This is a genomic window from Mesorhizobium sp. M9A.F.Ca.ET.002.03.1.2 (assembly GCF_003952365.1).
Lineage (GTDB): Bacteria > Pseudomonadota > Alphaproteobacteria > Rhizobiales > Rhizobiaceae > Mesorhizobium.
This window is the reverse complement of sequence record NZ_CP034443.1, coordinates 2,223,370-2,247,185: the sequence shown is the minus strand read 5'-3', so window position 1 is coordinate 2,247,185 and position 23,816 is coordinate 2,223,370. Positions and strand designations below refer to the sequence as shown.

Here is a 23,816-nt window from a genome sequence, read left to right as displayed (position 1 = left end):
ACCAAGACGGGCGAAACTGGAAGCCGGTCGCGGTGCCAGTTATCCATGTAACAAGAGGTTCCGCCGAAGACAAAGAAAAAGGGGCGCCAAAGGCCGATAGGCCGGCGCCGAAAGGAATGAAAGTGTCTGGTTTCGCGTCGCTTCGCCTGATCCTCAGCGCAGCATTTCTCGGCGCTCTCCTCTACTCCCAGCTTGCGGCGGCACAGGGTGCGGCAGCACCGGCCCAGAGCGTCACGCTCGGACCGAGCGGCCTGCCGCTGCCGCGTTTCGTCAGCCTGAAAGCGGCCCGCGTCAACTCCCGCGTCGGACCAGGCGTCAACTATTCCGTCGACTGGATGTACATGAAACCCGGCCTGCCTATGGAAATCATCCAGGAATTCGACACCTGGCGTCGTGTGCGCGATGCCGACGGCTCGGAAGGTTGGATCAACCAGTCGCTGCTTTCAGGTCGCCGCACGGCGATAGTGGCGCCCTGGCAGCGCGGCAAGGATGCCCGAATCAACCTTCTCGACGACCCGCAAAAGGATGCCAGCATCATTGCGCTCATCGAGCCAGGCGCCATGGGCACGATCAAGTCCTGTGATGGCCAGTGGTGCGAAATGACCTTCGACGGACATACCGGCTGGCTCGCCCAGTCGCTTGTCTGGGGTGCCTATCCGGGGGAACGGGTCAAAAACTGACCCCTTCTTATCAGTTCGGGTGTCTAGCGGCCGAGACGGTATCTCGCGGCCTCATGAAGCGCCGGTCAACCGCAGCGTTTGGGGCGCAGCCTTACCACGATGTCGACATTGGCGATCTCCATGCCTTCCGGCGGCTCCGGCAGGTTGGAAACCGTGACAGGACCGCTGGCGATGTCGAAGATCCTGTTTTCGCCTTCTATGTAGAAGTGATGGTGATCGGAGGTGTTGGTGTCGAAATAGGTCTTCGATCCCTCGACGGCCAGAATGCGCAGAAGACCCGCCTGGGTGAATTGGTGAAGGGCGTTGTAGACGGTGGCGAGCGACACCGGCACGCCGGCGGCGATCGCCTCCTCGTGTAGTTCCTCGGCCGACAGATGGCGGTCGCCCTTGGCGAAAAGCAGATCGGCCAGCGCAATGCGCTGACGCGTCGGCCTCAGGCCAGCTTCGCGAACCCGCTTGTCCACAGCGACATTTTCCTTCCGGCAGCCCAGATCCATCTATCCGTCCAAGCTCACAGTTTCGCCCCAACATATGCCCAGAATGGCAAAAAACGAACATCGACCGAAACTAGACACTCCCGACATATATTCTGTCGGCCGAATACGATCAATAGCGCGCATTGACCCAGGCAGACGGGCAGGTTAAGCGCAAACGCCGGTTTCCGGCCTGAAATAGATTGTGTTAGGAAACCAACGACAAGGGCGCCCTACCGCCCGGGACGATTACGGGGACGAGATTGATGGCGGTTTCGAAATCCAGCTACGATTACGAGGAACTTCTTGCCTGCGCCCGCGGCGAGCTGTTCGGGCCTGGAAACGCCCAGCTCCCATATCCGCCGATGCTGATGTTCGACCGTATCACCGAGATCAGCGAGACGGGCGGAGCCTTCGACAAGGGCTTCATCCGCGCGGAATTCGACATCAAGCCGGACCTGTGGTTTTTCGCCTGCCATTTCATCGGCAATCCGATCATGCCGGGGTGCCTGGGCCTCGACGCCATGTGGCAATTGACGGGCTTCTACCTCGGCTGGCTGGGCGAGCCGGGCAAGGGAATGGCGCTCTCGACCGGCGAGGTCAAGTTCAAGGGCATGGTGACCCCGTCGGTCAAGAAGGTGGAGTATGGCGTGGACTTCAAGCGCGTGATGCGCGGGCGGCTGGTGCTTGGTATCGCCGATGGCTGGCTGAAGGCGGATGGCGAACCCATATACGCAGCAACGGACCTCAAGGTGGGTCTGTCCAAGCAATCGGCCGCCGCCTGACAGGCGTCTCCACAGCGCCGCAAGTCCTTGGGACGCACAAAGGAAGCTGTAGAATCTTAATGTGCGCATGATCCTTGTCCGACAGGTTTCGGGCTCATGCGCTGGAAGGAGTTGCGAATGAGACGGGTCGTAGTGACAGGCCTCGGCATCGTGTCGTCGATCGGCAACAATGCTAACGAGGTGCAGGCCTCACTCCACGATGCCAAATCCGGCATCAGCTTCTCCGATTCCTTCGCCGAACACGGTTTCCGCTGCCAGGTCTGGGGGGCGCCGACGCTCGACCCCTCCGCCATGGTCGATCGTCGTGCCATGCGCTTCCTGTCGCAGGGTGCGGCCTGGAACCATGTCGCCATGGACCAGGCGATCGCGGACGCCGGCCTCGGCGAGAGCGACGTCACCAATGAGCGCACCGGCATCGTCATGGGATCGGGCGGACCATCGACCCGAACCATCGTCGAGGCAGCCGAAACCACCCTCAAGAACGGCAGCCCCAAGCGCATCGGTCCGTTCGCGGTGCCGAAGGCGATGTCGTCGACCGCTTCGGCGACGCTCGCCACCTGGTTCAAGATCCACGGCGTCAATTACTCGATCTCTTCAGCCTGCTCGACCTCGGCGCATTGCATCGGCAATGGCTATGAACTGATCCAGTGGGGCAAGCAGGACATCGTCTTCGCCGGCGGTCATGAGGATCTCGACTGGACGATGTCGGACCTCTTCGACGCGATGGGCGCCATGTCCTCCAAGTTCAATGACAGGGCATCGGCCGCCTCGCGCGCCTATGACGTCGATCGCGACGGCTTCGTCATTGCCGGCGGCGCCGGCGTTCTGGTCCTGGAAGAGCTCGAGCACGCCAAGGCGCGCGGCGCCAAGATCTACGCCGAGATCGTCGGCTATGGCGCGACATCCGACGGCTACGACATGGTGGCGCCCTCGGGCGAAGGCGCGGTGCGCTGCATGCGACAGGCGCTGGCGACAGTCTCTTCGCCGGTCGACTACATCAACACGCACGGCACCTCGACGCCGGTCGGCGACTCCAGGGAAATGGGTGCTATCCGCGAGGTGTTCGGCGAGAAGATGCCTTTCATCACCTCGACGAAATCGCTGACCGGCCATTCGCTGGGTGCAGCCGGCGTGCAAGAATCGATCTACTCGATCCTGATGATGCAAGGCGGCTTCATCGGTGAGAGCGCCCATATCGAACAGCTCGATCCGGAATTCGAAGGCATGCCGATCGTGCGAGAACGCATCGATAACGCCAGGATCGACACTGTTTTGTCCAATTCGTTCGGTTTCGGTGGCACCAACGCTACGCTGATTTTCCAGCGCTATTCCGCATAAGGATTGCCGACCATGGACGGATTGATGAAGGGCAAGCGCGGGCTTGTCATGGGTGTCGCCAACGATCATTCGATCGCCTGGGGCATTGCCCGGAAACTGTCCGAACATGGGGCGGAACTCGCCTTCACCTATCAGGGCGAAGCCTTCGGGCGCCGGGTCAAGCCGCTCGCCGACAAGCTGGGCACCTCGCTGGTCGTCCCTTGCGACGTCGAGGACAGCGCATCGGTTGCCGCCACCTTCGAGACCTTGGGCGAGGCCTGGGGCGGGCTGGACTTCGTCGTCCATGCCATCGGCTTCTCCGACAAGAATGAGCTGAAGGGCCTTTACGCCGACACTAGCCGCGACAATTTCGTCCGCACGATGGTCATCTCCTGCTACTCCTTCACCGAGATCGCCCGCCATGCCGCCAAGCTGATGAAGGACAGCGGCTCGATGATCACACTGACCTATGCGGGTTCGGTCCGCGTCATGCCGAACTACAACGTCATGGGCGTCGCCAAGGCCGGGCTGGAGGCCAGCGTCCGCTATCTCGCCAACGACTACGGCCCGCGCGGCATCAGGGTGAACGGCATATCGGCGGGACCGGTGCGGACATTGGCCGGTGCCGGGATTTCCGACGCACGCCACATGTTTTCCTACCAGCAGCGCAATTCGCCGCTGCGCCGTACAGTGACCATCGATGAAGTCGGTGGTTCTGCACTCTACCTCCTGTCCGACCTGTCGTCGGGCGTCACCGGCGAAATCCACTATGTCGATTCCGGCTACCACATCGTTTCGATGCCGACGCTCGACGAGTTGAAGCAGACCGACACCAGCCGGGACTAATTTGGCCGGTAGGATAAACGACGCCTAGCCAATCCGCGCCGGCTCAGCGGCGCGCCGCGAGAACCTTGAACATGCCGTCGCGGGCGATCTCGGCGTGGCTGGAGAAGGCGACCGTCAGCGCCGGCTCGTAGGGGAGCTGGCGATTCGCCACCATGAACAGCCGCCCGCCCGGTTTCAGCGCCTTCGCCGCTGCGCGGATCATGCCGGCGCCAATCTCCGGTTCGGCGGCCCGGCTGCGGTGAAAGGGCGGGTTCATGACGATTGCGTCGTAGCGGCGCTCGACCGGCTCGCTCAGAAGATCGATCCAGAAGAAATTGGGTTCCGCCACCGTGCTGCCGAGGTTGCCTTTTGCCGCCTCCAGCGCATCGAAATCGGCCTCGTAGAGATCGAGCGCCAATATGCCGGGCGAGCCTGCGGCGACCTCGGCCGCCACATAGCCCCAGCCGGCGCAGAAATCGGCAACGCTGCCACGCAGGTCGTTAGGCAGGTTTTCCACCAGCAATTTCGAACCTGCGTCGATCTTGTCGAAAGAGAACATGCCTGGCGCTGTGCGGAAACGGCCCTCGACCAGAAGCGCTGGATTGGTGGCGCGAAGCGCTGCCGCGGCCGCGGCATCGGCTGGCCGACGGAACCAGAAGGCGATGCCGTGATGTTTCGGCAAATTGCCATCGAGCGGCACAAGCTCGTCGATGCGCTTGCGCAGGCTGGCAATGCCATCGTCCTTGGCGCCGGCGACGACGATCAATCCGCCTGGTGTCGTACGCTCCATCGCCTCAGCGATGCGCAATTCGTTTTGCCCGCGATGCCGGCCGGCAAGCACCAGTGCCGCATCGAAACCTTCGCCCTCCAGGCGCGGCGTGACCGTGAAGCCCGCCCCCTGCAGCGCACGAAAATGCGGCCGGAAGCCTTGCACCAGATCCAGTGCGGCATCGAAGCCTTCGGGCAGGCGCAAACCCGGCACGGCACCTAGAAAGAGGACACGCTCGCCCTTGCGCGGCAAGGGAACAGCCTCGGCCCCGAAAGGATGGAAGAGTGTCTTCAGCGGCTCGGCGGACATTCATTAATCTCGAAATGCAGCTGGCTTCGATCTCGAAATGCGGCTGGCTTGTCTTGAAAATGAAAACGGGCGCGACCTTCCGGCGCGCCCGCTTCTATGCTGTGGTCAGACCGCTCAGGCGGCGTCTTCTTCGCCTTCGGCCTTCTTTTCGCGGGCGATTTCCTTGCCCGTGGCCTGGTCGACGACCTTCATCGACAGGCGGACCTTGCCGCGCTCGTCGAAGCCCATCAGCTTGACCCAGACCTTGTCGCCTTCCTTGACGACGTCGGAGGTCTTGGCGACGCGATCGTTGGCGAGTTGCGAGATGTGGACGAGGCCGTCACGCGGACCGAAGAAATTGACGAAAGCGCCGAAGTCGGCGGTCTTGACGACCGTTCCCTCGTAGATTTCGCCGACTTCCGGCTCGGCGACGATGGTGTGTATCCACTTCTTCGCCGCCTCGATCTCCTTGGCGTTGGACGAAGCGATCTTGACCGTGCCGTCGTCTTCGATGTTGATCTTGGCGCCGGTCTTTTCGACGATCTCGCGGATGACCTTGCCGCCAGAGCCGATCACGTCGCGGATCTTGTCGGTCGGGATGTGCATGACCTCGATGCGCGGCGCGAATTCGCCGAGTTCGGCACGCGCGCCGGAGAGCGCATGACCCATTTCGCCGAGGATGTGCTGGCGACCATCCTTGGCCTGGTCCAGCGCGATCTTCATGATCTCCTCGGTGATGCCCTCGATCTTGATGTCCATCTGCAGCGAGGTGATGCCGTTGGCGGTGCCGGCAACCTTGAAGTCCATATCGCCGAGATGATCCTCGTCGCCGAGGATGTCGGAGAGCACGGCGAAGCGCTCGCCTTCCTTGATGAGACCCATGGCGATGCCGGCGACGGGCTTCGCCAGCGGCACGCCGGCATCCATCAACGCCAGCGAGGTACCACAAACGGTGGCCATCGACGACGAGCCGTTGGACTCGGTGATCTCCGAGACGACGCGCAGCGTGTAGGGGAACTGGTCGGCGGTTGGCAGCATCGGGCGGATCGCGCGCCAAGCGAGCTTGCCGTGGCCGATTTCGCGGCGGCCGGGCGAACCCATGCGGCCGGTTTCACCGACAGAATAGGGAGGGAAGTTGTAGTGAAGGAGGAACTTCTCCTTGTACATGCCGGTCAGCGAATCGACATACTGCTCGTCCTCGCCGGTGCCGAGCGTGGCGACGACCAGCGCCTGGGTCTCGCCGCGGGTGAACAGCGCCGAGCCATGGGTGCGCGGCAGGACGCCGACTTCGGAGACGATCTTGCGAACCGTCTTCAGGTCGCGGCCGTCGATGCGCGATCCGGTATCGAGGATGTTCCAGCGCACGATCTTGGCCTGGAGCTCCTTGAACACGGTGCCGACCTGCTCGGACGTGTACTTTGCTTCCTCGCCTTCGGCCGGCGCGAACGCAGCCTTGACCTTCGCCTTGACGGCGTCGACGGCGGCATAGCGCTTCTGCTTGTCGGTGATCTTGTAGGCATCGCGAAGTTCGCCTTCGACGATCTTCAGCATCTCGGCTTCAAGCGCCGAATAGTCCGGCGCGGTGAAATCGCGCGGGTCCTTGGCGGCGACCTCGGCCAGCTTGATGATCGCGTCGATCACCGGCTGGAAGCCGCGATGGCCGAACATGACGGCGCCGAGCATCAGATCCTCGCCGAGTTCCCTGGCTTCGGACTCGACCATCAGCACGGCGTCGGCGGTGCCGGCGACGACCAGGTCAAGCTTGGACTCCTGCATCTCGTCGACATGCGGATTGAGCACATATTCGCCGTTGATGTAACCGACGCGCGCGCCGCCGACCGGGCCCATGAACGGGACGCCGGACAGCGTCAAGGCCGCCGAGGTGGCGACGATCGACAGGATGTCCGGATCGTTTTCGAGATCATGCTGGACGACGGTGACGACGATCTGCGTGTCGTTCTTGTAGCCTTCGGCAAAGAGCGGGCGGATCGGACGGTCGATGAGGCGGGAGACCAGCGTTTCCTTTTCGCTCGGACGGCCTTCGCGCTTGAAATAGCCGCCCGGGATCTTGCCGGCGGCATAGGTCTTTTCCTGGTAGTTGACGGTCAGCGGGAAGAAATCGAGGCCGGGCTTCGGCTCCTTCATCGAAACGACGGTGGCGAGAACCTTGGTTTCGCCGTAAGTGGCTAGCACCGCGCCGTCAGCCTGACGCGCGATCTTGCCGGTTTCGAGGATGAGCGGACGGCCGCCCCATTCGATTTCCACTTTGTGGTGATTGAACATGTCTTGTCCTTCATATGCGGAAAGGGCCGCGCCGTTTCACCGTGCGCGAATGCCCCCTTCCCTTGGCTTCGTTTCTCGGGCAGCCACGGGCAAGACAACGGGAAGCTCGGGTAATCCGGCGCGGCTGGCCGGGCGAGCGTCCTGCAATCCTGCCCCATGACCGTCCATGGGCGGTTTCGAATGGCCCTGTGCGCTCTCGAAACCGGTCTGGCCAATCGACTCGACTGGCCTTGCGCATGATCCCGAAAACCGCGGTCCTCGGAAGGCATCATGCGCAAATTCAAACTTTCAAGGCGTCACTTTGCGCGTCCAGTTCGACACACGGCGCCCTGCTTCCTTCATCGGAGCGCCGGATAGGTCCGATGCTCCAATGCGCGACCGGCGGGCCCTCGAAAGAACCCGCCGGTCAATTCGTCAACGGCGCAGACCGAGCTTCTCGATCAGCGTCTGATAGCGCGCGTCATCCTTGCGCTTGAGATAATCAAGCAGGCTGCGGCGCTGGGAGACGAGAGCGAGCAGACCACGGCGGGAATGGTTATCCTTCTTGTGGTCCTTGAAGTGGTCGGTCAGGTTCTTGATGCGCTCGGAAAGGATGGCCACCTGGACTTCCGGAGACCCGGTATCGCCCTTGGCGGTTGCGAATTCACCCATCAATTCCTTCTTGCGCTCGGCAGTAATCGACATCGTGTTTTTCCTTATCTGTTTGAGGAAACGGGACGCCCTCAGCCGGGATGTCGTCCAGCAGGGGCCGGTACAAGCAACGTGCCATTGCACGATGCTGCGGCGCATATAGTGCAATTCAGGCAAAAACACCAGCCCAATTCACAAGCCGGCTTTCTCGTGGCTTTTGCGAAAGAAATGAAGATTTTCAGCTTACGCTAAAGCCACTTCTTCCATCTGAAGAAAGCGATTAGCCCGAGCGCGACAAGGGCCATGAACACAAGCGCCGCCGGATAGCCGTAATAGGCCTTCAGCTCCGGCATGTTCCATGGCGAACCTTCGAAATTCATGCCCCAGACGCCGACGAGGAAGGTGAGCGGGATGAAGATCGCCGAAACGATCGTCAGGACGCTGATGACATCGCTGGTGCGCGCCTGGGTCAGCGACAAATGCATTTCGATCAGGCCGGTCAGCATGTCGCGCTGGGTTTCGACCAGTTCGATGAGCCGAAGCGAATGATCGAGCGTGTCGTTCAGGAAAACCTTGGTCTCGGCCTTCACACAGGGCGCGTCGTTGCGGATCAGCGTCGCCAGCGCATCGCGCATCGGCCAAAGCACCCCCTTCAGCACGTTGGCGTCGCGCCGCAACTCGTGAAGCTGCCGCATCTGGTGCTTGTCCGGCGCACGCAGCATCTGGTCCTCGATGCTGTCGACCAATGCGCCGGCAGCCTCGATCGGCGGAAAATAGCTGTCGACGATGGCGTCGATCAGCGCATAGGCCAGATAGTCGGCGCCGCGTGTGCGCAACCGGTTGGGCACCGAGCTTTCGATGCGCTTGCGCACCGGATCGAACGGATCGCCTTCGCGCTCCTGGAAGGTGACGACGAAGTTCTCGCCGAAGAAGACCGCGACCTGCTCGTAACGATGCGCAGTGACGTCGTCGATCATCCTGACGACGACGAAGGCATGGTCCTCGAAGAAATCCACCTTCGGCCGCTGGCCGGTGTTGACGACATCTTCCAGCGCCAGCGGGTGCAGGCTGAAAATCCGGCCGATCTCCTCGATCAGGGGGATGCTGGCGAGACCGGTGCAGTCAAGCCAGATGACCGGCCATGTATCGCAATTGGCGTTGACGTCATCGATGCTGGCGTTGTCGATCGTCTTGAACTTGTCGGGCGAGATCAGCGTCAGCCGCAGTTCGGTCCGGCGCGCCGCTGGATCGGCGATCAGCGTACCAGGTGATGCGCCGATTGGCGGCCGCCGTGTTCTCGCCGGCGCCCGCCTCTTGATCGTCTCGGCCTTTGCCATGTGCCCCCTCGGATGTTACGCCTGATCGAGATTAGACGACGGGATTCACCCGGCAAAGACCCGCTTCGGCTTGAACATGCCTTGTTCGATGGCGCCGATGGCGACCAGCTTGCCGCGCGCCGTGGCGCAGGCTTCCTCAGCTTCCACCGGCGCGTCGCGGCCACGGATGATGACTGGATTGCCGAGGCGGATTTTTGTCGCGGCATCGTCGCTGATCGCCACCTGCGGCAGGCAGTCGAGTGCAGCTGCCGTGTCGACCAGAAGCGCGTCGATGGCATCGAAGTCGACTGGCGCGTCCACCGTCTCCGCTGAATCCGAATTCGCGCTCCGTTCGCCGAAACGGGCGGCTTCCAGCTCGGCGATGGTGACGAAGTCTTCCTGCGTGAACGGCTCGACTTCGATCCGGCGCAGTTCGGCGATGTGGCCGAAACAGCCGAGGTCGCGGCCCATGTCACGAGCCAGCGAGCGCACATAGGTGCCTTTGCCGCATTCGACCTCGAAAATGGTGCGATCCGCATTGTGCTCGATCAGGTCGAGACGGCCGATCTCGACCTCCCGCGCCGGGATGTCGACCGTCGCGCCGTCGCGGGCAAGGTCGTAGGCGCGCTCGCCCGATATCTTGATCGCCGAAAATTGCGGCGGCGTCTGCATGATGACGCCGGTGTATTTCGGCATCAGCAAAAGCACTTCGGCTTCTGCCGGACGTTGGTCGGAACTTTTCGTCACCGGCCCTTCGAGGTCATCGGTCGAACGCTCCTCACCCCAGGCGACCGTGAAGCGGTAGACCTTGGCGCCGTCCTGGACATAGGGCACGGTCTTGGTCGCCTCGCCGAGCGCTATCGGCAGCATGCCGGAAGCGAGCGGGTCGAGCGTGCCGGCGTGGCCGGCCTTCTCCGCCTGGAACAGCCATTTGATCTTGGAGACGGCTTCGGTCGACCCCATGCCGACAGGCTTGTCAAGCACCAGCCAGCCGGAGATCGGCCGGCCCTTCTTCTTGCCGCGACGCGCCACTATTTTTCGTCCTTGTCGTTGTCTTTGTTCTGGTCGTCGCTGCCGAGGTCGCGCGCCACTTCGGGCGATTTCAGCAGTTCGTTGATCCTGGCGAAATTGTCGAAGGAAGTGTCGAGGCGGAAGCGGAATTCCGGCATGTATTTCATCTGCCTAAGCGCGCCTGAGACGCGGCCACGCACGAACCTAGCATGCTTGTTGAGCGCCTCGACCACCGCATCGGCATCGCCGGCGCCGAGCGGCGAGACGAAGGCTGTGGCGATCTTCAAATCGGGCGACATGCGCACTTCCGAGACCGAAACCACCGCATTCTCGATCAGCGGATCGATGATCTCGCCGCGCTGCAAGGTTTCGGACAGCGCATGACGCACCTGTTCGCCGACGCGCAGCATGCGTTGGGATGGGCCTGATGTAGTTGAACGGGGCATTTTTCTTTGTCCTGAAATCGTGAAGCGCGGGATGGGACCGCGCCGCATGTCTCATATGGTTTGGAGCCTGATCCATCCCGATGGAATCGGAATGGATCAGGCTCCATCTTCTTGTTTGGCCTGGGATGCTCGAACTCAGAGCGTCCTGGTCACCATCTCGACGCGGAAGCACTCGATGATGTCGCCGACGCGCATGTCTTCGTAGTTCTGGAAGGCCATGCCGCATTCCTGGCCACCGGGGACTTCCGCAACTTCGTCCTTGAAGCGCTTCAAGGTCTTCAGCGTGCCTTCGTGGATGACGACGTTGTCGCGGATCAGGCGAACGCCCGCACCGCGCTCGACCTTGCCTTCGGTGACACGACAGCCGGCGATCTTGCCGACCTTGGTGATGTCGAAGATCTCAAGGATCTCCGCATTGCCGATGAAGGTCTCACGACGCTCCGGCGAAAGCAGGCCGGAGAGCGCCGCCTTCACGTCATCCACGAGATTGTAGATGATGGAATAGTAGCGGATCTCGATGCCCGCCGCAGCGGCGGCGGCGCGCGCCTGCACATTGGCGCGGACGTTGAAGCCGATGATGGCGGCACCCGATGTTTCCGCCAGCGACACGTCGCTTTCGGTGATGCCGCCAGCACCCGCATGGACGATGCGCGCACGCACCTCATCGGTGCCGAGCTTGTCCAGCGCCGCATTGATCGCCTCGATCGAGCCCTGCACGTCGCCCTTGATGACCAGCGGGAATTCCTTCAGCCCGCTCGTCTGCAATTGCGACATCATCTGTTCGAGCGAACCACGCTGGCCGGCATGCTTTGCCACTGCCATCTCGCGCGCCAGACGCTGGCGATATTCGGTGATCTCGCGGGCGCGGGCCTCGTTGTTGACGACGGCGAAGCGGTCGCCGGCCTGCGGGGTTCCCTGCAGACCGAGCACCTCCACCGGCATCGCCGGCGGCGCTTCCTTGATCTGTTCGCCGCGGTCGTTGACCAGCGCGCGCACCCGGCCCCATTCGTTGCCGGCAACAAGGATGTCGCCGGGCATCAGCGTGCCGGTCTGGACCAGCACCGTGGCGACGGGACCGCGACCCTTGTCGAGCTGGGCCTCGATGACGACGCCCTCGGCGGTGCGGTCCGGATTGGCCTTCAGGTCGAGGATTTCCGCCTGCAGCAGGATCGCTTCGAGCAGCTTGTCGATATTGGTGCCCTTGGTCGCCGACACTTCGACGTCCAGCACCTCGCCGCCCATTGATTCGACGAAGACTTCGTGGCGCAACAGTTCCGAGCGCACCTTCTGCGGGTCGGCATCATGCTTGTCGATCTTGTTGATCGCCACGATGATCGGAACGCCGGCCGCCTTGGCATGGCTGATCGACTCGATCGTCTGCGGCATCACGCTGTCGTCGGCCGCCACCACGAGAATGGCAATATCGGTCGCCTGAGCGCCGCGGGCGCGCATCGCAGTGAAGGCGGCGTGGCCGGGCGTGTCGATGAAGGTGATCTTGTGACCATTCTTCTCGACCTGATAGGCGCCGATATGCTGGGTGATGCCGCCGGCCTCGCCGGACACGACATTGGCGCTGCGGATTGCATCGAGCAGCGAGGTCTTGCCGTGGTCGACATGGCCCATGATCGTCACCACCGGCGGACGCGGCTCGAGATCTTCGGGACGATCCGCGATGTTGAACAGGCCTTCCTCGATGTCGGACTCGGCAACGCGGCGAACCGTGTGGCCGAATTCGGTAGCGACCAGCTCGGCGGTGTCGGCGTCGATGACGTCGCCAGGCTTCAGGATCTGGCCCTGTTTCATGAAGAACTTGACCACATCGACAGCGCGCTCGGACATGCGCTGCGCCAGTTCCTGGATGGTGATGGTCTCGGGCAGAATCACTTCGCGCATGACTTTCTCGCGCGGTTCGTTATGCAGCGCGCGCTTGAATTTCTCCTGACGCCGGCGCATCGACGACAGCGAACGAGCACGCGCATCCTCATCGGAAAGTGCGGCATTCAGCGTCAGCTTGCCGCGGCGGCGATCTTCCTCGCCCTTGGTCGGCTTGGCCGGACGCGCCACTTCGGGCGTGACCGGACGGCGCACCGGGGCACCGGCGCCGGCCCGCTTTGGCTTGACGTCCTCGTCGTCGACTGTCGCCAGTTCGGCGGCCAGCGGCGCGCGGCGGCGCGCCTCTTCCTCGGCACGTCGGCGGGACTCGGCCTCGGCCTGCAACCGAGCTTCTTCCTCGGCCTGACGGCGCGCGGATTCCTCGCGCTCGCGTCGGCGGCGCTCTTCCTCCTCGGCGCGGCGCTTGGCCTCCTCGATGGCACGCTGGCGATCTTCGACGTCGCGCACCTTCGAACCCTCCAGGGCTCGGCGGCGCGCCTCCATCTCGTTACGCGACAATTCGTTCAGCACCATGCCACCGCGTTCGACGGGCGCGGGCGGCGGCGCCTTGGGCGCTTCCTGCACAACGGGCGCTGCCGCGACCGGCGGCTTCGGCGTGAAGACGGACGCGGGGGCAGCGGCCGGCTCCGGCTTGTCACCGGGCATCGAGAACTTGCGCTTCTTGGTCTCGACCACGACCGCCTTGGTGCGGCCATGCGAGAAGCTCTGGCGCACGGTGCCCTGTTCCGTACCGGGGCGCTTCAGCGTCAAGGTCTTCTTCGGCGTAACACTCAACGTCTTGTCGTCGCCCGATTTCGTATCGCTCATTCCATATCCTCTGCGGCATCATCTTCGTCAGCAACGGCCGCAAGCATTGCCAGATCGTCCGGGGAACCGCCCCGATATCGGTCGAGCGCAACCATACGCTTCTGGACCGCCCTGCCCGCGTCTCCCGCGAGAACGGCAGCATGTATCACATTTGTACCCCCAATGCCAAGCTCAACTCGGCCTCGGAGAAAAGTTTGTAGGCAAGGATGGCGGGACCGCCGAGGTGGACGGTTGCCCGCCGCGCCTGGCTGATCTTGCGCACACCGTCATCGGACGCCTCGGCTGCATGGAGCACGAAAAGCGCCAGCCCGCCACGCACCGCGCTCTCGACCTTGGTGGCGCCGAGCGCGATCGCGCCTGCCTTGCGGGCAAGACCGAGCATACCCAGAGCGGATCTGGAAAGCAGCCCGTCGACCATGCCGCCGAGATCGGTCGGCACGGCCACCTGCGCCTTGAAGGCGCGAGCGAACAGGTTCTTCGCTGCCGCCTTGTCGATATGTAGGCGGTCGGCCGTCACCCAGCAACCGCGGCCGGGCAGGTTTTTCTTGATATCCGGAACGACGGCCGAATCCGGGCCGACGACGAAACGGATCAGGTCATCCGGTTCGGCCTGTCTGCGCGTGACGATGCAAGTGCGATCGTTCATCTCGTCCAAGGGCGGGTTGTGTGCGATGCGGTTTCACCTCACGCACCAACGGCTTCGTCAGCCGGCACGTCTTCGGCTGCAAGCTCGTCTTCGGTGATCCAGCCGGCCTTGAGACGGGCAGCAAGAACCATCTGCTCGGCATCGGCGCGCGACACGCCGTGATTGGCGAGCACACCGGGGAACACCTTCGTCTCGCCGTCCTTGCGTTCCTTCCAGCCGGTCAGGTCGTCGGCCGCATAGCCGGCGAAATCCTCGATCGTCTTCACGCCGTCTTCGCCGAGCGTCACCATCATGGCGGTGGTCACGCCGGGAATCTCGCGCAACTCGTCCTCGACGCCCAGCGCCTTGCGCTTCTCGTCGTGCTCGGCTTCGATCTTCTCCAGATATTCGCGGGCTCGAGCCTGGATTTCCGAGGCGGTGTCCTCGTCGAAGCCGTCGATCGACGCGATCTCGTCGGCGTCGACATAAGCGACTTCCTCGACGCTGGTGAAGCCTTCGGAGGCGAGCACCTGGCCGACCATCTCGTCGACGTTGAGCGCGTCCATGAACAGCGCCGAGCGCTCGACGAACTCCTTCTGGCGCCGCTCGCTCTCTTCCTGCTCGGTCAGAATATCGATATCCCAGCCGGTGAGCTGCGAGGCAAGCCGTACGTTCTGGCCGCGCCGGCCGATGGCCAGCGAGAGCTGGTCGTCCGGCACCACCACCTCGATGCGCTCGGCATCCTCGTCGAGGACGACCTTGGCGACTTCCGCCGGCTGCAGCGCATTGACGATGAAGGAAGCGGCCGAAGGCGACCACGGAATGATATCGATCTTCTCGCCCTGCAATTCGCCGACCACTGCCTGAACGCGGCTGCCGCGCATGCCGACGCAGGCGCCGACCGGATCGATGGAACTGTCACGCGAGATGACGGCAATCTTGGCGCGCGAACCCGGATCACGGGCGACCGACTTGATCTCGATGATGCCGTCGTAGATTTCCGGCACTTCCATCGTGAACAGCTTCGCCATGAACTGCGGATGGGTGCGCGACAGGAAGATCTGCGGACCGCGCTGCTCGCGGCGCACGTCATAGACGTAGGCGCGGACGCGATCGCCATATTTGTAGTTTTCGCGCGGGATCAGCTCGTCGCGGCGGATGATCGCCTCGCCGCGGCCGAGGTCGACGATGACATTGCCATATTCGACGCGCTTGACGGTGCCGTTGACGATCTCGCCGATGCGGTCCTTGTATTCGTCATACTGGCGGTCACGCTCGGCCTCGCGCACCTTCTGCACGATGACCTGCTTGGCCGACTGGGCGGCGATGCGGCCGAAATCCATCGGCGGCAGCTGTTCGGCAATGAAGTCGCCGAGCTGGGCGTCGGGATTGCGCTCACGCGCCGAGGAAATGGCGATCTGCGTCGCATAGTCGTCGACGTTCTCGACCACTTCCATCAGCCGCTGCAGCTTCATCTCGCCGGTATTCGGATTGATGTCGGCACGGATGTTGGTTTCCTGGCCATAGCGCGAGCGCGCCGCCTTCTGGATCGCATCGGCCATGGCGGCAATGACGATCGACTTGTCGATCGACTTTTCGCGCGCGACCGCGTCGGCGATCTGCAGCAGTTCAAGCCTGTTGGCGCTTACAACCATCTTTTTTCTCCCGAGCTTGTTGCCGAGCCTTTGCGCCCGGCAGCCCAATCACATTTCCTGTTCGGTTTCGTCTTCCACGCCCGCTTCCCCGCCCTCTGGCGCGTCTTCGGGTTCGCCGCGGCGTTTCCTGGCTTCCTTGCGCGCCCTGTTGTCCTTCGACAGTGCATCGCGGATGAGGTCGTCGGTCAGGATCAGCCGCGCTTCTGCAATCGCCTCGTAGGGTACGCGCACCGCCGGCTCCTCGCCATAGGCGGCCTTGTCGCGCTCGATCAGCACGCCGTCCGCATCGCTCTCGCCGATCTTGCCCTTGAAGCGCTTGCGGTCGGCGACAAGGACCGACGTTTCCATCTTCACCAGATGGCCCGTCCAGGCCGCAAAATCCGACTTACGGACCAGCGGCCGGTCGATACCGGGCGACGACACTTCGAGATGATACGCCTTTTCGATCGGATCATCTACATCGAGCGCCGGCGACACCGCCCGGCTGACCTCTTCGCAATCCTCGACGGTCATGGTGCCGTCTTCGCGCTCGGCCATGATCTGCAGCGTCAGCCCGTTCTGGCCCGACAGATGCACCCTGACGAGGCGGAAGCCGATGGCACGCAATACCGGCTGCACGATCAATGCGATGCGCGCATCGATGCCGCTTTCGCGGATGATGCGGTCGTCGCCATCGCTTGCCGTTGTTGTCATTCGATCACTGTCGCTCGTTTCGTGGGCGGTCGACAGGTAATAAAAAAGAGCGGGACCGGGTGGACCCACTCTTCGCCATACCGACCAAGAATTTGAGGCTGATATAGACGATCGCGGTCGTCGTTTCAAGTCCGCTATCGACAGTCCGCATGCAGAGCCAGGCGAAAGTGCCGGAGGCGGCAGCGTTGCACGGGGCGCATGGCGGCCATGCGCCAACGTCCCTGTGATAGCAGCGAATACGCACCTACCTATATTGCGCTGCACAAATTCAATTACGCATCGCAGCAGAGGAAAGGCATAATCATGGCCAACCGCAAGGTTTTCTCCACCATCGGCGATTTCTTCACCGTGTTCGGCAGCGCCGTCGCCGCGTCGCGGGCCGTCGAAGCCGGCCGCAAGCCGCGGGCGCACGATCTGCGCAATCTCGGCATGGATCCGGCTGCCTTCGAAAAGATCGGCCGCTTCTAGGCCTGACGAACGACGCGGGATGTTTCCAGTCCTCGTCTATGGCAAAGCGCGCGATGCGTGCTGTCGAAAAATGCCTATCTTCGGACGAAGGTAAGATAGGCTGGCCGCCGGCCTTCGCGAACGGCCTTCGCCTCGTAGCGCGTACCCGGCCAACCCTCATAGGGCCGATGCCAGTCGGCCGCCTCTTCAGCTTGCCACGCAAACGCATCATGCGCCCGGCAGTGCAGCAGCGTCCAGTTCACATAGCTATCGATATCGGACGCAAAGCGGAATTTTCCGCCTGACTTCAAGACACGCGCGAAACGGTCGAGATTGACCGGGCTGACAAAGCGGCGCTTCCAGTGCTTCTTCTTCGGCCAGGGATCGGGATAGAGAAGGTCGATACCATCGAGCGAGGCTTGCGGAAGCCAGTCGAGCAGGCGCGTGGCGTCGTCGTCATAGACCCGAAGATTGGCAAGCGGCTGTTTCCTGACCGCCATCATCAGCTTGGCCATGCCGTTGACGAAAGGCTCGACGCCGACAAAACCGGTTTCAGGAGCCGTCGTCGCCCGATGCAGCAGGTGCTCGCCGCCGCCGAAACCAATTTCGAGATGAACGCCGCGGACATCCGCTTCGAACAGGCTGCGCATTTCGGCCGGCGGTCCAGCCGTCAGATCGAGTTGGTAGGTGCTGAAGCCGCTTTCCAGCGCCGCCGCCTGCTGCGGACGGATGGCCTTGCCGCGCCGGCGACCGAAAAACGCTTCGGTCGCGCGGCTTGGCCGGTCTGTCGGATCCATGTCTTTCGGATCCACTTCTTTCGGACCCATGGGCGCCGCGGTTAGGCGGCGACTGCTTCGGCGGTCGCTTCGGCGAGAGCTTCCTTGAGCGCCTTGGCCAGGTCGGTCCTTTCCCAGGAGAAGGACCCGTCGCGGCCGGCCTTGCGGCCGAAATGGCCATAAGACGACGTCTTGGCATAGATCGGCTTGTTGAGATCGAGGTGACGACGAATACCGGACGGCGACAGGTCCATCACGGTGCGCAGCGCTTGCTCGAGCTTTGCCTCGTCGACCTTGCCGGTGCCGTGCAGGTCGACATAGACCGACAGCGGTTGGGCAACACCGATGGCATAGGAAAGCTGGATGGTGCAGCGATCGGCGAGCTTGGCCGCCACGACGTTCTTGGCGAGGTAGCGTGCAGCATAGGCTGCGGAACGGTCGACCTTGGTGGTGTCCTTGCCGGAAAAAGCACCGCCACCGTGGGGCGCAGCACCGCCGTAAGTATCGACGATGATCTTGCGGCCGGTCAGGCCGGCGTCGCCGTCGGGCCCGCCGATGACGAACTTGCCCGTGGGGTTGATGTACCAGTTGCAGCTGTCGGCGATCTTCAGCTCACCCAGTGCCTCGCGGATATAGGGTTCGACGACCTTTCGGACCTTCTTCGAATCCCAGTCCGCGTCAAGGTGCTGAGTGGACAGCACGATTTGGGTCACTTCGGCCGCCTTGCCGTCGATATAGCGGACGGTGACCTGGCTCTTGGCATCCGGGCCGAGCCGGCCGGCATCGCCATTGCCTTCGTGGCGCGCGGCGGCCAGCAGTTCGAGGATCTTGTGGCTGTAGTAGATCGGCGCCGGCATCAGATCCGGTGTCTCGCGGCAGGCATAACCGAACATGATGCCCTGGTCGCCGGCCCCTTCCTCGCCTTGCCGGTCGGAGGCATTGTCGACGCCCTGACCGATATCCGGCGACTGGCCGTGCAGCAGAACCTCGATCTTTGCCGTCTTCCAGTGGAAACCGGGCTGTTCGTAGCCAATTTCGCGGATCGCCTTGCGGGCGGCCGACTTGAACTTCGCCGGATTGACGAGCGGATGACCGGCGGCATCCATCAGGATGTTGCCGGCCTTGTCTTTCTTCAGCAGGGTCTCGGGCACGCGCACCTCGCCGGCGATGACCACGCGATTCGTGGTCGCCAGCGTTTCGCAGGCGACGCGGACCTTCCAGGGGTCCATGCCGGCTTTTCTGGCCTCGCGATAGACCAGATCGACGATCTCGTCGGAGATGCGGTCGCAGACCTTGTCGGGATGACCCTCGGCAACGGATTCCGAGGTGAATAGGTAATTTTGCCGCGTCACGGGTGTCCCCTCTTGAAAAAATATCGGCAAGCTGCCGATTGGCGCGCCACGTGTTAGCGGTGCCGGGCGCCGCTCGTCAAGCGATGCTGCCGTTCTGGCGCGAAAATCGCGCTATTATCTTGTACCACTGTGACCGGCTACCTCTGTGACCAGCGGCAGGATGCCGCCAGTGTGCTTAACTCTAACCCTCAAATGAAAAGGACTTTGAGGACGGGCGTCGAGCAAAATCGATCCCTTCTTGGGCGTGCCCACGGAATGCAAATTCCACGATGCGCGAAATCACGAGAATTTTGCGTGCCGCTACGACGGATCCGTCATTTTCGACTTCTCAACGGCCTACAAAAATCGGCCCGGTCAATCGACTTCGTCGGCGGAGAGCGCCTTCACAAGCTCGATGATCTTGCGACGTATCTTTACGTCGGCGATCTTGACGAAGGCCCGGTTGAGTTGAAGACCTTCAGGACTGCCGCAGAATTCGACGGCAAAAGCCATCGATGCATCCTCGGCAAATCCACGGTTACCCACAGCCTCCTGGCCCGGCGCGTCCTCGAAAAAGAAAGCGACGGGCGCGCCGAGTATCGAGGCGATTGCCTGTAAACGGCTGGCGCCGACGCGATTGGTCCCCTTTTCGTATTTCTGGATCTGCTGAAACGTAATACCGAGGTTCTCTCCCAGCTTCTCCTGACTCATTCCCAACATATTGCGGCGAAGCCTGATGCGACTTCCGACATGGATGTCGATAGGATTCGGTTTCTTCTTGTTCTCTTCTGTCATTTTTTCCTCGCCGAATTTTTCCGGCTTTTTGTGTTTTTTCTTGCCCAAACAACGCCGGCGGCCAGTGCCCCAACAGAACGACGTACCGACTTCGAGAAATTTCAGGCGCTTACAGTATGAGTTTCTAATGTGTCGACTGTCAATTCACCCGTAGCCTTTGCCTTACATTCAATGTGAACGAGGCCAAGGCAAGCGCCAACATGATCAGCAGTCCGTTAACGCGTCTTTGACCGGAGGAGACAATGGCTTGATTGGAGATCGGTACATGGGCATCGATGGCTCCGCGTGCGTCGATCGCCAGTGCATCGAGGATGCGTCCGCGCGGATCGACTACAGCGGAAATGCCGTTATTGGCTGCGCGCAACAAGGGCACCCCGTTCTCCACCGCACGAATCTGCGCCTGCCTGAAATGCTGGTATGGACCCGGCGTGTCACCAAACCACGCGTCGTTCGTGACATTGACAATAATCTCAGCTGACGCTGCGTCAACTGTCACCAGATCGGGGAAGATGACTTCATAGCAAATGAACGGAAGGGCGCGGATACCACCGAGCAGCGCGATCGGATGCCGCTCATTGCCCGCCGCGAAAGTCATCGGCCCGGCGACGAGCTGTTCGAGCCCGAAGCGGCCAAGCAGGTCGGTGAAAGGCAGATATTCGCCAAAGGGCACCAGATGAACCTTGTCGACGGCGTCGATGATTTCACCCCTGTCGTCGATTGCCACCACGGAATTGTAGTACCGCGTGCCGGCATTTGCCGCCGAGCCGCCCTCCTCCCGGACGACACCGGCTATCAGCATCTGGCCGTCGCCAAGCATCTCTCCCAGCGCAGTCAGCGCATCGGGACGCTCGGTGAAAAGAAACGGCACGGAGGTTTCGGGCCACAGGATCAATTGCGGCTTGCCATGGCCAGGTTCCGGCGTCTTGGCCGAGAGCCCCATCATGGTGGCGAAGATGCGGTCGCGCACCGAAGCGTCCCACTTCTCCGAGAGGTCGACTGCCGGCTGCACGATGCGGACATCGAGGCTGCGCTCCGCCGGCTTCTCCGCAGCAGCAAGCCTGATATAGCCGAAGCCGACATGGGCCGGGACGAGAACGACAAGCAGTGCAGCCCCTAGGCGGACATGTCGGTGCGCGGCAAGCAGGGCCGGCAGTGCAAAGATGAAGACCGCCAGCGCGTTCATGCCGACCATGCCGGTCACCGACACGCTCTGCATCAGCAAGGGCACCGGCATCGCCGCGTAGCCGACCGCATTCCAGGGAAAGCCGGTGAACAGAAAGTCGCGCAGCCATTCCGCTAGGCCAAAGCCGAAGGCAAGGGCAGCGATGCGGCCGATATCGTTGCTCCACAGCAGCCGGGCAACCGCTGTCGCGATGCCGTAGAAAAAGGCAAGCGCCAGCGGAATTCCGACCACTGCGAAGGGAAGCGCCCAGGCAAAACTGTCGGCCTCGACCAGAAGTGCCGAGCCGATCCACCACAGGCCGGCGAGAAAATAGCCGAAGCCGAACCACCAGCCGATGACGAAGGCCGGGCGCAGGCGCCGGAACCAGCCATCGGAGGCTTCACCGGTCGCGCCGTCGAGGAGCCAGACCAGAAGCGGAAACGAAACGAAACAGGCGGCGAAGAAATCGTAAGGCGCCTGGGCAAGAACCGCCAGCGCCCCGGCAAGAAACGCCACAAGCGCGCGTCGCCAACCCCATAGCAGAATTATCCGGCCGGCCAGGCGCTGCATCAATGCTTCCAAGTCGTGCGAATCACAGCAGAAGATTTATCAGGCCGCGGTCCGTACGGCCACGCACCAGCCAACGGGCGAAATTTGCGAACGGGCAACGACCCGACGACCATGGCGATGACCGAAAGCATGGCTGCGCCCTTGTGTTCAGGACTGGCTTCTTGCATCGCGCATTGCCACTGGCGGTCGACCGTAGGCGCGTTAATAAGCCTGGGAAAGACTTCCCCCTTCCAAGTTCGATCCGTCAGTCTTCGCCGTCGCGTGACAGAAATGCGTTCAGCCGCTCCAGAACGAGACCCGGAGCTTCGAGCTGAGGTAAGTGACCGACGCCAGGCAGTGTTTCGAACGATGCCTGCGGGATCAGCGCATGAAGCGCTTGGCCTCGCTCCAGCGGAATCCATGGATCGTCCTTGCCCCAGACTATCTTCACCGGACACCGAATATCCCCGAACGCCGGCTCGACTTCGGCGGTATACTTTTCGTCAGCTTGGGCGAATTGCCGATAGAAGCTTCCTCGTCCCTCCTCGGCGAGCCACGGCTCGACAAGCTTCTCGAAATCCCCGGAATCGATATCATTTACGATCGCCCCCTTGATATAGGCTTCCACGACCGCTCTGTGGATATGCGGCGGCAGGCCCAGAAAGGCATCCACGTGGCGACCGACATGATCGAAGAACTCCGATCCCCACGGGCGCATGGCGACGACGTTCATCAGAACATACCGCTCGAAGTCGCAGCCGTGCAGCAGATGTGCCCGCAACGTCGTCGCTCCGCCGAAATCATGGGCAACGATCATCGGCTGCTCAAGGTCCCAATGCGCAAGCATCTCGGCGAATACTTGTCCTTGCACGTCGAGTGAGGTGCGCTGCTCCGCTGCTTTGTCGGATCGCCCGTATCCGGGCATATCGTACCAATGGACACGATAGCGCCTTGCGAGGTCCGGAATAATCCGATGCCACGAGAACGAAGACCACGGCCAGCCGTGGGCCAGCACAAGCGCAGGCCCGCTACCGGATCGACCCGCTGCCACAGCGCCCGCAGACGTTTCCACGGTCTCATCGAGTTTCCATGACATCAGATATTCTACCAGTACGCCGGGCAGCGTCCAGACGAATTGGCTCGCATCGGGCGAGCCGCGTCTTTCAAACCTGCTCGGCGCGGACGGCGCGCCGGCGGCGCTCGCCCTTCGGGGTCTCGACGATGCGCACGCGCTTGACCCGGCGCGGGTCGGCGTCCAGCACATGGAATTCGAAGCCAGGTATGGCCTGCACCACTTCGCCGCGGGCCGGAACACGGCCAAGCGTGTTGAAGATCATGCCGCCGATCGTATCGACATATTCGCCGTGCTCGCCGGCGGCGAAGTCCTCGCCGATCATCTTGGCGACTTCGTCGATCTCGGCCTTGCCGTCGACGACGAACACGCCTTCGCCGGTCTGGGTGATCATCGGCTCGTCGTCGTCATGCTCGTCCTCGATGTCGCCGACCACCATCTCGACGATATCCTCGAGCGAAGCCAGACCATCCGTGCCGCCATATTCGTCGATGACCAGCGCCATCTGGGTGCGCATCGCCTGCATCCGCCCCATGAGATCGGAGGCGAGCATCGACGGCGGCACGAAAAGCACCGGGCGGATCAGATTCAGGTCGCCGATGGTGCGCGCGAGATCGACCTTGGCAAGATCGAGAAGCGTGGCGGCCGCGGTCTTCCTGGTCGTCCTGCCCTTCCTGACGCGGGCGGTCTTGGTGATGTGGGCGAGCACGTCGCGGATGTGGACCATGCCGCGCGGGTCGTCGAGCGTCTCCGAATAAACCGGCATGCGGGAATGGCCGGATTGCTCGAACAGTCCCAGAAGATCGCCCAGGTTCGTCGTGATCTCGACCGCCTCGATGTCGGCGCGCGGCACCATCACGTCCTCGACGCGCACCTCGCGCAGGCGCAGGATGTTGTTGAGCATGGCCCGTTCGCCCGGCGAGAAGGATCCGGCATCGCTCGCCGTTTCGGCAAGCGCGTCGGCGATCTCCTCGCGCAGGCTGGTGCCGTTGCGTTGCCTGAACAGGCCGAGCACGCGATCGAACAGGGAAGGACCGGCAGGCGATGGCTCGCTGGCGAAGCTGCCGGTCGTGGTACTCGGACTCGAGCCCTCTTCCGTCTGTTCGGATGGCTTGGTCGCACTGCCGGCGTCTGGGCGGGCGGCAGTCTCTGGTTTGTCGTTCATCGTCGTCCGGTCATTTGATCTTT

The 23,816-nt window shown here is 62.5% G+C and carries 21 protein-coding genes and 1 pseudogene; 5 read left to right on the top strand and 17 right to left on the bottom strand.

The features are described from left to right. Positions 1-122: 122 nt before the first annotated feature. On the top strand, positions 123-680 hold the full coding sequence (locus tag EJ066_RS11095) for an SH3 domain-containing protein (protein ID WP_126037672.1): 558 nt from the start codon (positions 123-125) through the stop codon (positions 678-680). Positions 681-745: 65 nt separating this feature from the next. On the opposite strand, the gene irrA is transcribed toward EJ066_RS11095, so the two are convergent. Then, a complete protein-coding gene (gene irrA, locus EJ066_RS11090) occupies positions 746-1,177 on the bottom strand; it encodes an iron response transcriptional regulator IrrA (protein ID WP_126037670.1) in 432 nt (143 codons plus the stop codon). Positions 1,178-1,419: 242 nt separating this feature from the next. Between irrA and fabA the strand changes: the two genes are divergently transcribed. From fabA to fabI, 3 genes are all read left to right on the top strand, one after another. After that, positions 1,420-1,938, top strand: coding sequence for a 3-hydroxyacyl-[acyl-carrier-protein] dehydratase FabA (gene fabA, locus EJ066_RS11085; RefSeq protein ID WP_023802127.1), 519 nt, complete (start codon positions 1,420-1,422; stop codon positions 1,936-1,938). Positions 1,939-2,055: 117 nt separating this feature from the next. Next, complete coding sequence (gene fabB / locus EJ066_RS11080) at positions 2,056-3,276, top strand: beta-ketoacyl-ACP synthase I (RefSeq protein ID WP_126037667.1); 1,221 nt, start codon at positions 2,056-2,058, stop codon at positions 3,274-3,276. A gap of 12 nt (positions 3,277-3,288) precedes the next feature. After that, positions 3,289-4,101 (top strand): enoyl-ACP reductase FabI, encoded by an 813-nt coding sequence (gene fabI, locus EJ066_RS11075; protein WP_126037664.1) that lies wholly within the window; start codon positions 3,289-3,291, stop codon positions 4,099-4,101. Between the two features lie 43 nt (positions 4,102-4,144). Here fabI and EJ066_RS11070 read toward each other — a convergent pair whose 3' ends face one another. From EJ066_RS11070 to rimP, 10 genes and pseudogenes are all read right to left on the bottom strand, one after another. Beyond that, entirely contained in the window at positions 4,145-5,158 is a 1,014-nt protein-coding gene (locus tag EJ066_RS11070; protein ID WP_126037661.1) for a class I SAM-dependent methyltransferase, read from the bottom strand. A 114-nt stretch (positions 5,159-5,272) separates the two neighbouring features. Then, positions 5,273-7,420 carry a polyribonucleotide nucleotidyltransferase gene (gene pnp / locus EJ066_RS11065; protein WP_126037657.1) on the bottom strand — a complete coding sequence of 716 codons (2,148 nt, stop codon included), beginning with the start codon at positions 7,418-7,420 and terminating at the stop codon, positions 5,273-5,275. Positions 7,421-7,834: 414 nt separating this feature from the next. Next, the gene (gene rpsO, locus EJ066_RS11060) at positions 7,835-8,209 is read right to left on the bottom strand and encodes a 30S ribosomal protein S15 (protein WP_281035458.1); all 375 of its coding nucleotides are present in this window, start codon (positions 8,207-8,209) and stop codon (positions 7,835-7,837) included. Between the two features lie 89 nt (positions 8,210-8,298). Beyond that, entirely contained in the window at positions 8,299-9,387 is a 1,089-nt protein-coding gene (corA, locus tag EJ066_RS11055; RefSeq protein ID WP_126037654.1) for a magnesium/cobalt transporter CorA, read from the bottom strand. Positions 9,388-9,432: 45 nt separating this feature from the next. Continuing rightward, positions 9,433-10,398 (bottom strand): tRNA pseudouridine(55) synthase TruB, encoded by a 966-nt coding sequence (gene truB, locus EJ066_RS11050; protein ID WP_126037651.1) that lies wholly within the window; start codon positions 10,396-10,398, stop codon positions 9,433-9,435. After that, positions 10,398-10,823, bottom strand: coding sequence for a 30S ribosome-binding factor RbfA (gene rbfA / locus EJ066_RS11045; RefSeq protein WP_126037648.1), 426 nt, complete (start codon positions 10,821-10,823; stop codon positions 10,398-10,400). The genes truB and rbfA overlap by 1 nt, the downstream gene beginning before the upstream one ends. A gap of 135 nt (positions 10,824-10,958) precedes the next feature. After that, positions 10,959-13,523, bottom strand: a complete 2,565-nt coding sequence (gene infB, locus EJ066_RS11040) for a translation initiation factor IF-2 (protein WP_126037645.1) — start codon at positions 13,521-13,523, stop codon at positions 10,959-10,961. Beyond that, positions 13,520-14,169 (bottom strand): annotated as a pseudogene (locus EJ066_RS11035) (RNA-binding protein). Before EJ066_RS11035 ends, infB begins: the two are co-directional and overlap by 4 nt. A gap of 38 nt (positions 14,170-14,207) precedes the next feature. Beyond that, positions 14,208-15,803, bottom strand: a complete 1,596-nt coding sequence (gene nusA, locus EJ066_RS11030; protein WP_126037642.1) for a transcription termination factor NusA — start codon at positions 15,801-15,803, stop codon at positions 14,208-14,210. 48 nt (positions 15,804-15,851) lie between these two features. Further along, positions 15,852-16,496 (bottom strand): ribosome maturation factor RimP, encoded by a 645-nt coding sequence (rimP, locus tag EJ066_RS11025; RefSeq protein WP_126037638.1) that lies wholly within the window; start codon positions 16,494-16,496, stop codon positions 15,852-15,854. A 303-nt stretch (positions 16,497-16,799) separates the two neighbouring features. Here rimP and EJ066_RS11020 point away from each other — a divergent pair, with 303 nt between their 5' ends. Further along, on the top strand, positions 16,800-16,964 hold the full coding sequence (locus EJ066_RS11020) for a hypothetical protein (protein WP_126037633.1): 165 nt from the start codon (positions 16,800-16,802) through the stop codon (positions 16,962-16,964). A gap of 74 nt (positions 16,965-17,038) precedes the next feature. On the opposite strand, the gene EJ066_RS11015 is transcribed toward EJ066_RS11020, so the two are convergent. From EJ066_RS11015 to EJ066_RS10990, 6 genes are all read right to left on the bottom strand, one after another. Beyond that, positions 17,039-17,740: a tRNA (guanosine(46)-N(7))-methyltransferase TrmB gene (locus EJ066_RS11015; protein ID WP_126037630.1), complete on the bottom strand. Its 702-nt coding sequence runs from the start codon at positions 17,738-17,740 to the stop codon at positions 17,039-17,041. A gap of 41 nt (positions 17,741-17,781) precedes the next feature. Next, the gene (metK, locus tag EJ066_RS11010) at positions 17,782-19,071 is read right to left on the bottom strand and encodes a methionine adenosyltransferase (RefSeq protein ID WP_126037627.1); all 1,290 of its coding nucleotides are present in this window, start codon (positions 19,069-19,071) and stop codon (positions 17,782-17,784) included. Between the two features lie 354 nt (positions 19,072-19,425). Beyond that, entirely contained in the window at positions 19,426-19,845 is a 420-nt protein-coding gene (locus tag EJ066_RS11005) for a helix-turn-helix transcriptional regulator (protein WP_126043823.1), read from the bottom strand. Between the two features lie 139 nt (positions 19,846-19,984). Then, positions 19,985-21,577, bottom strand: coding sequence for an apolipoprotein N-acyltransferase (gene lnt, locus EJ066_RS11000; protein ID WP_126037624.1), 1,593 nt, complete (start codon positions 21,575-21,577; stop codon positions 19,985-19,987). A gap of 244 nt (positions 21,578-21,821) precedes the next feature. Then, the gene (locus EJ066_RS10995) at positions 21,822-22,652 is read right to left on the bottom strand and encodes an alpha/beta hydrolase (protein WP_126037621.1); all 831 of its coding nucleotides are present in this window, start codon (positions 22,650-22,652) and stop codon (positions 21,822-21,824) included. A 67-nt stretch (positions 22,653-22,719) separates the two neighbouring features. After that, complete coding sequence (locus EJ066_RS10990) at positions 22,720-23,793, bottom strand: hemolysin family protein (RefSeq protein WP_126037619.1); 1,074 nt, start codon at positions 23,791-23,793, stop codon at positions 22,720-22,722. Positions 23,794-23,816: the final 23 nt, after the last annotated feature.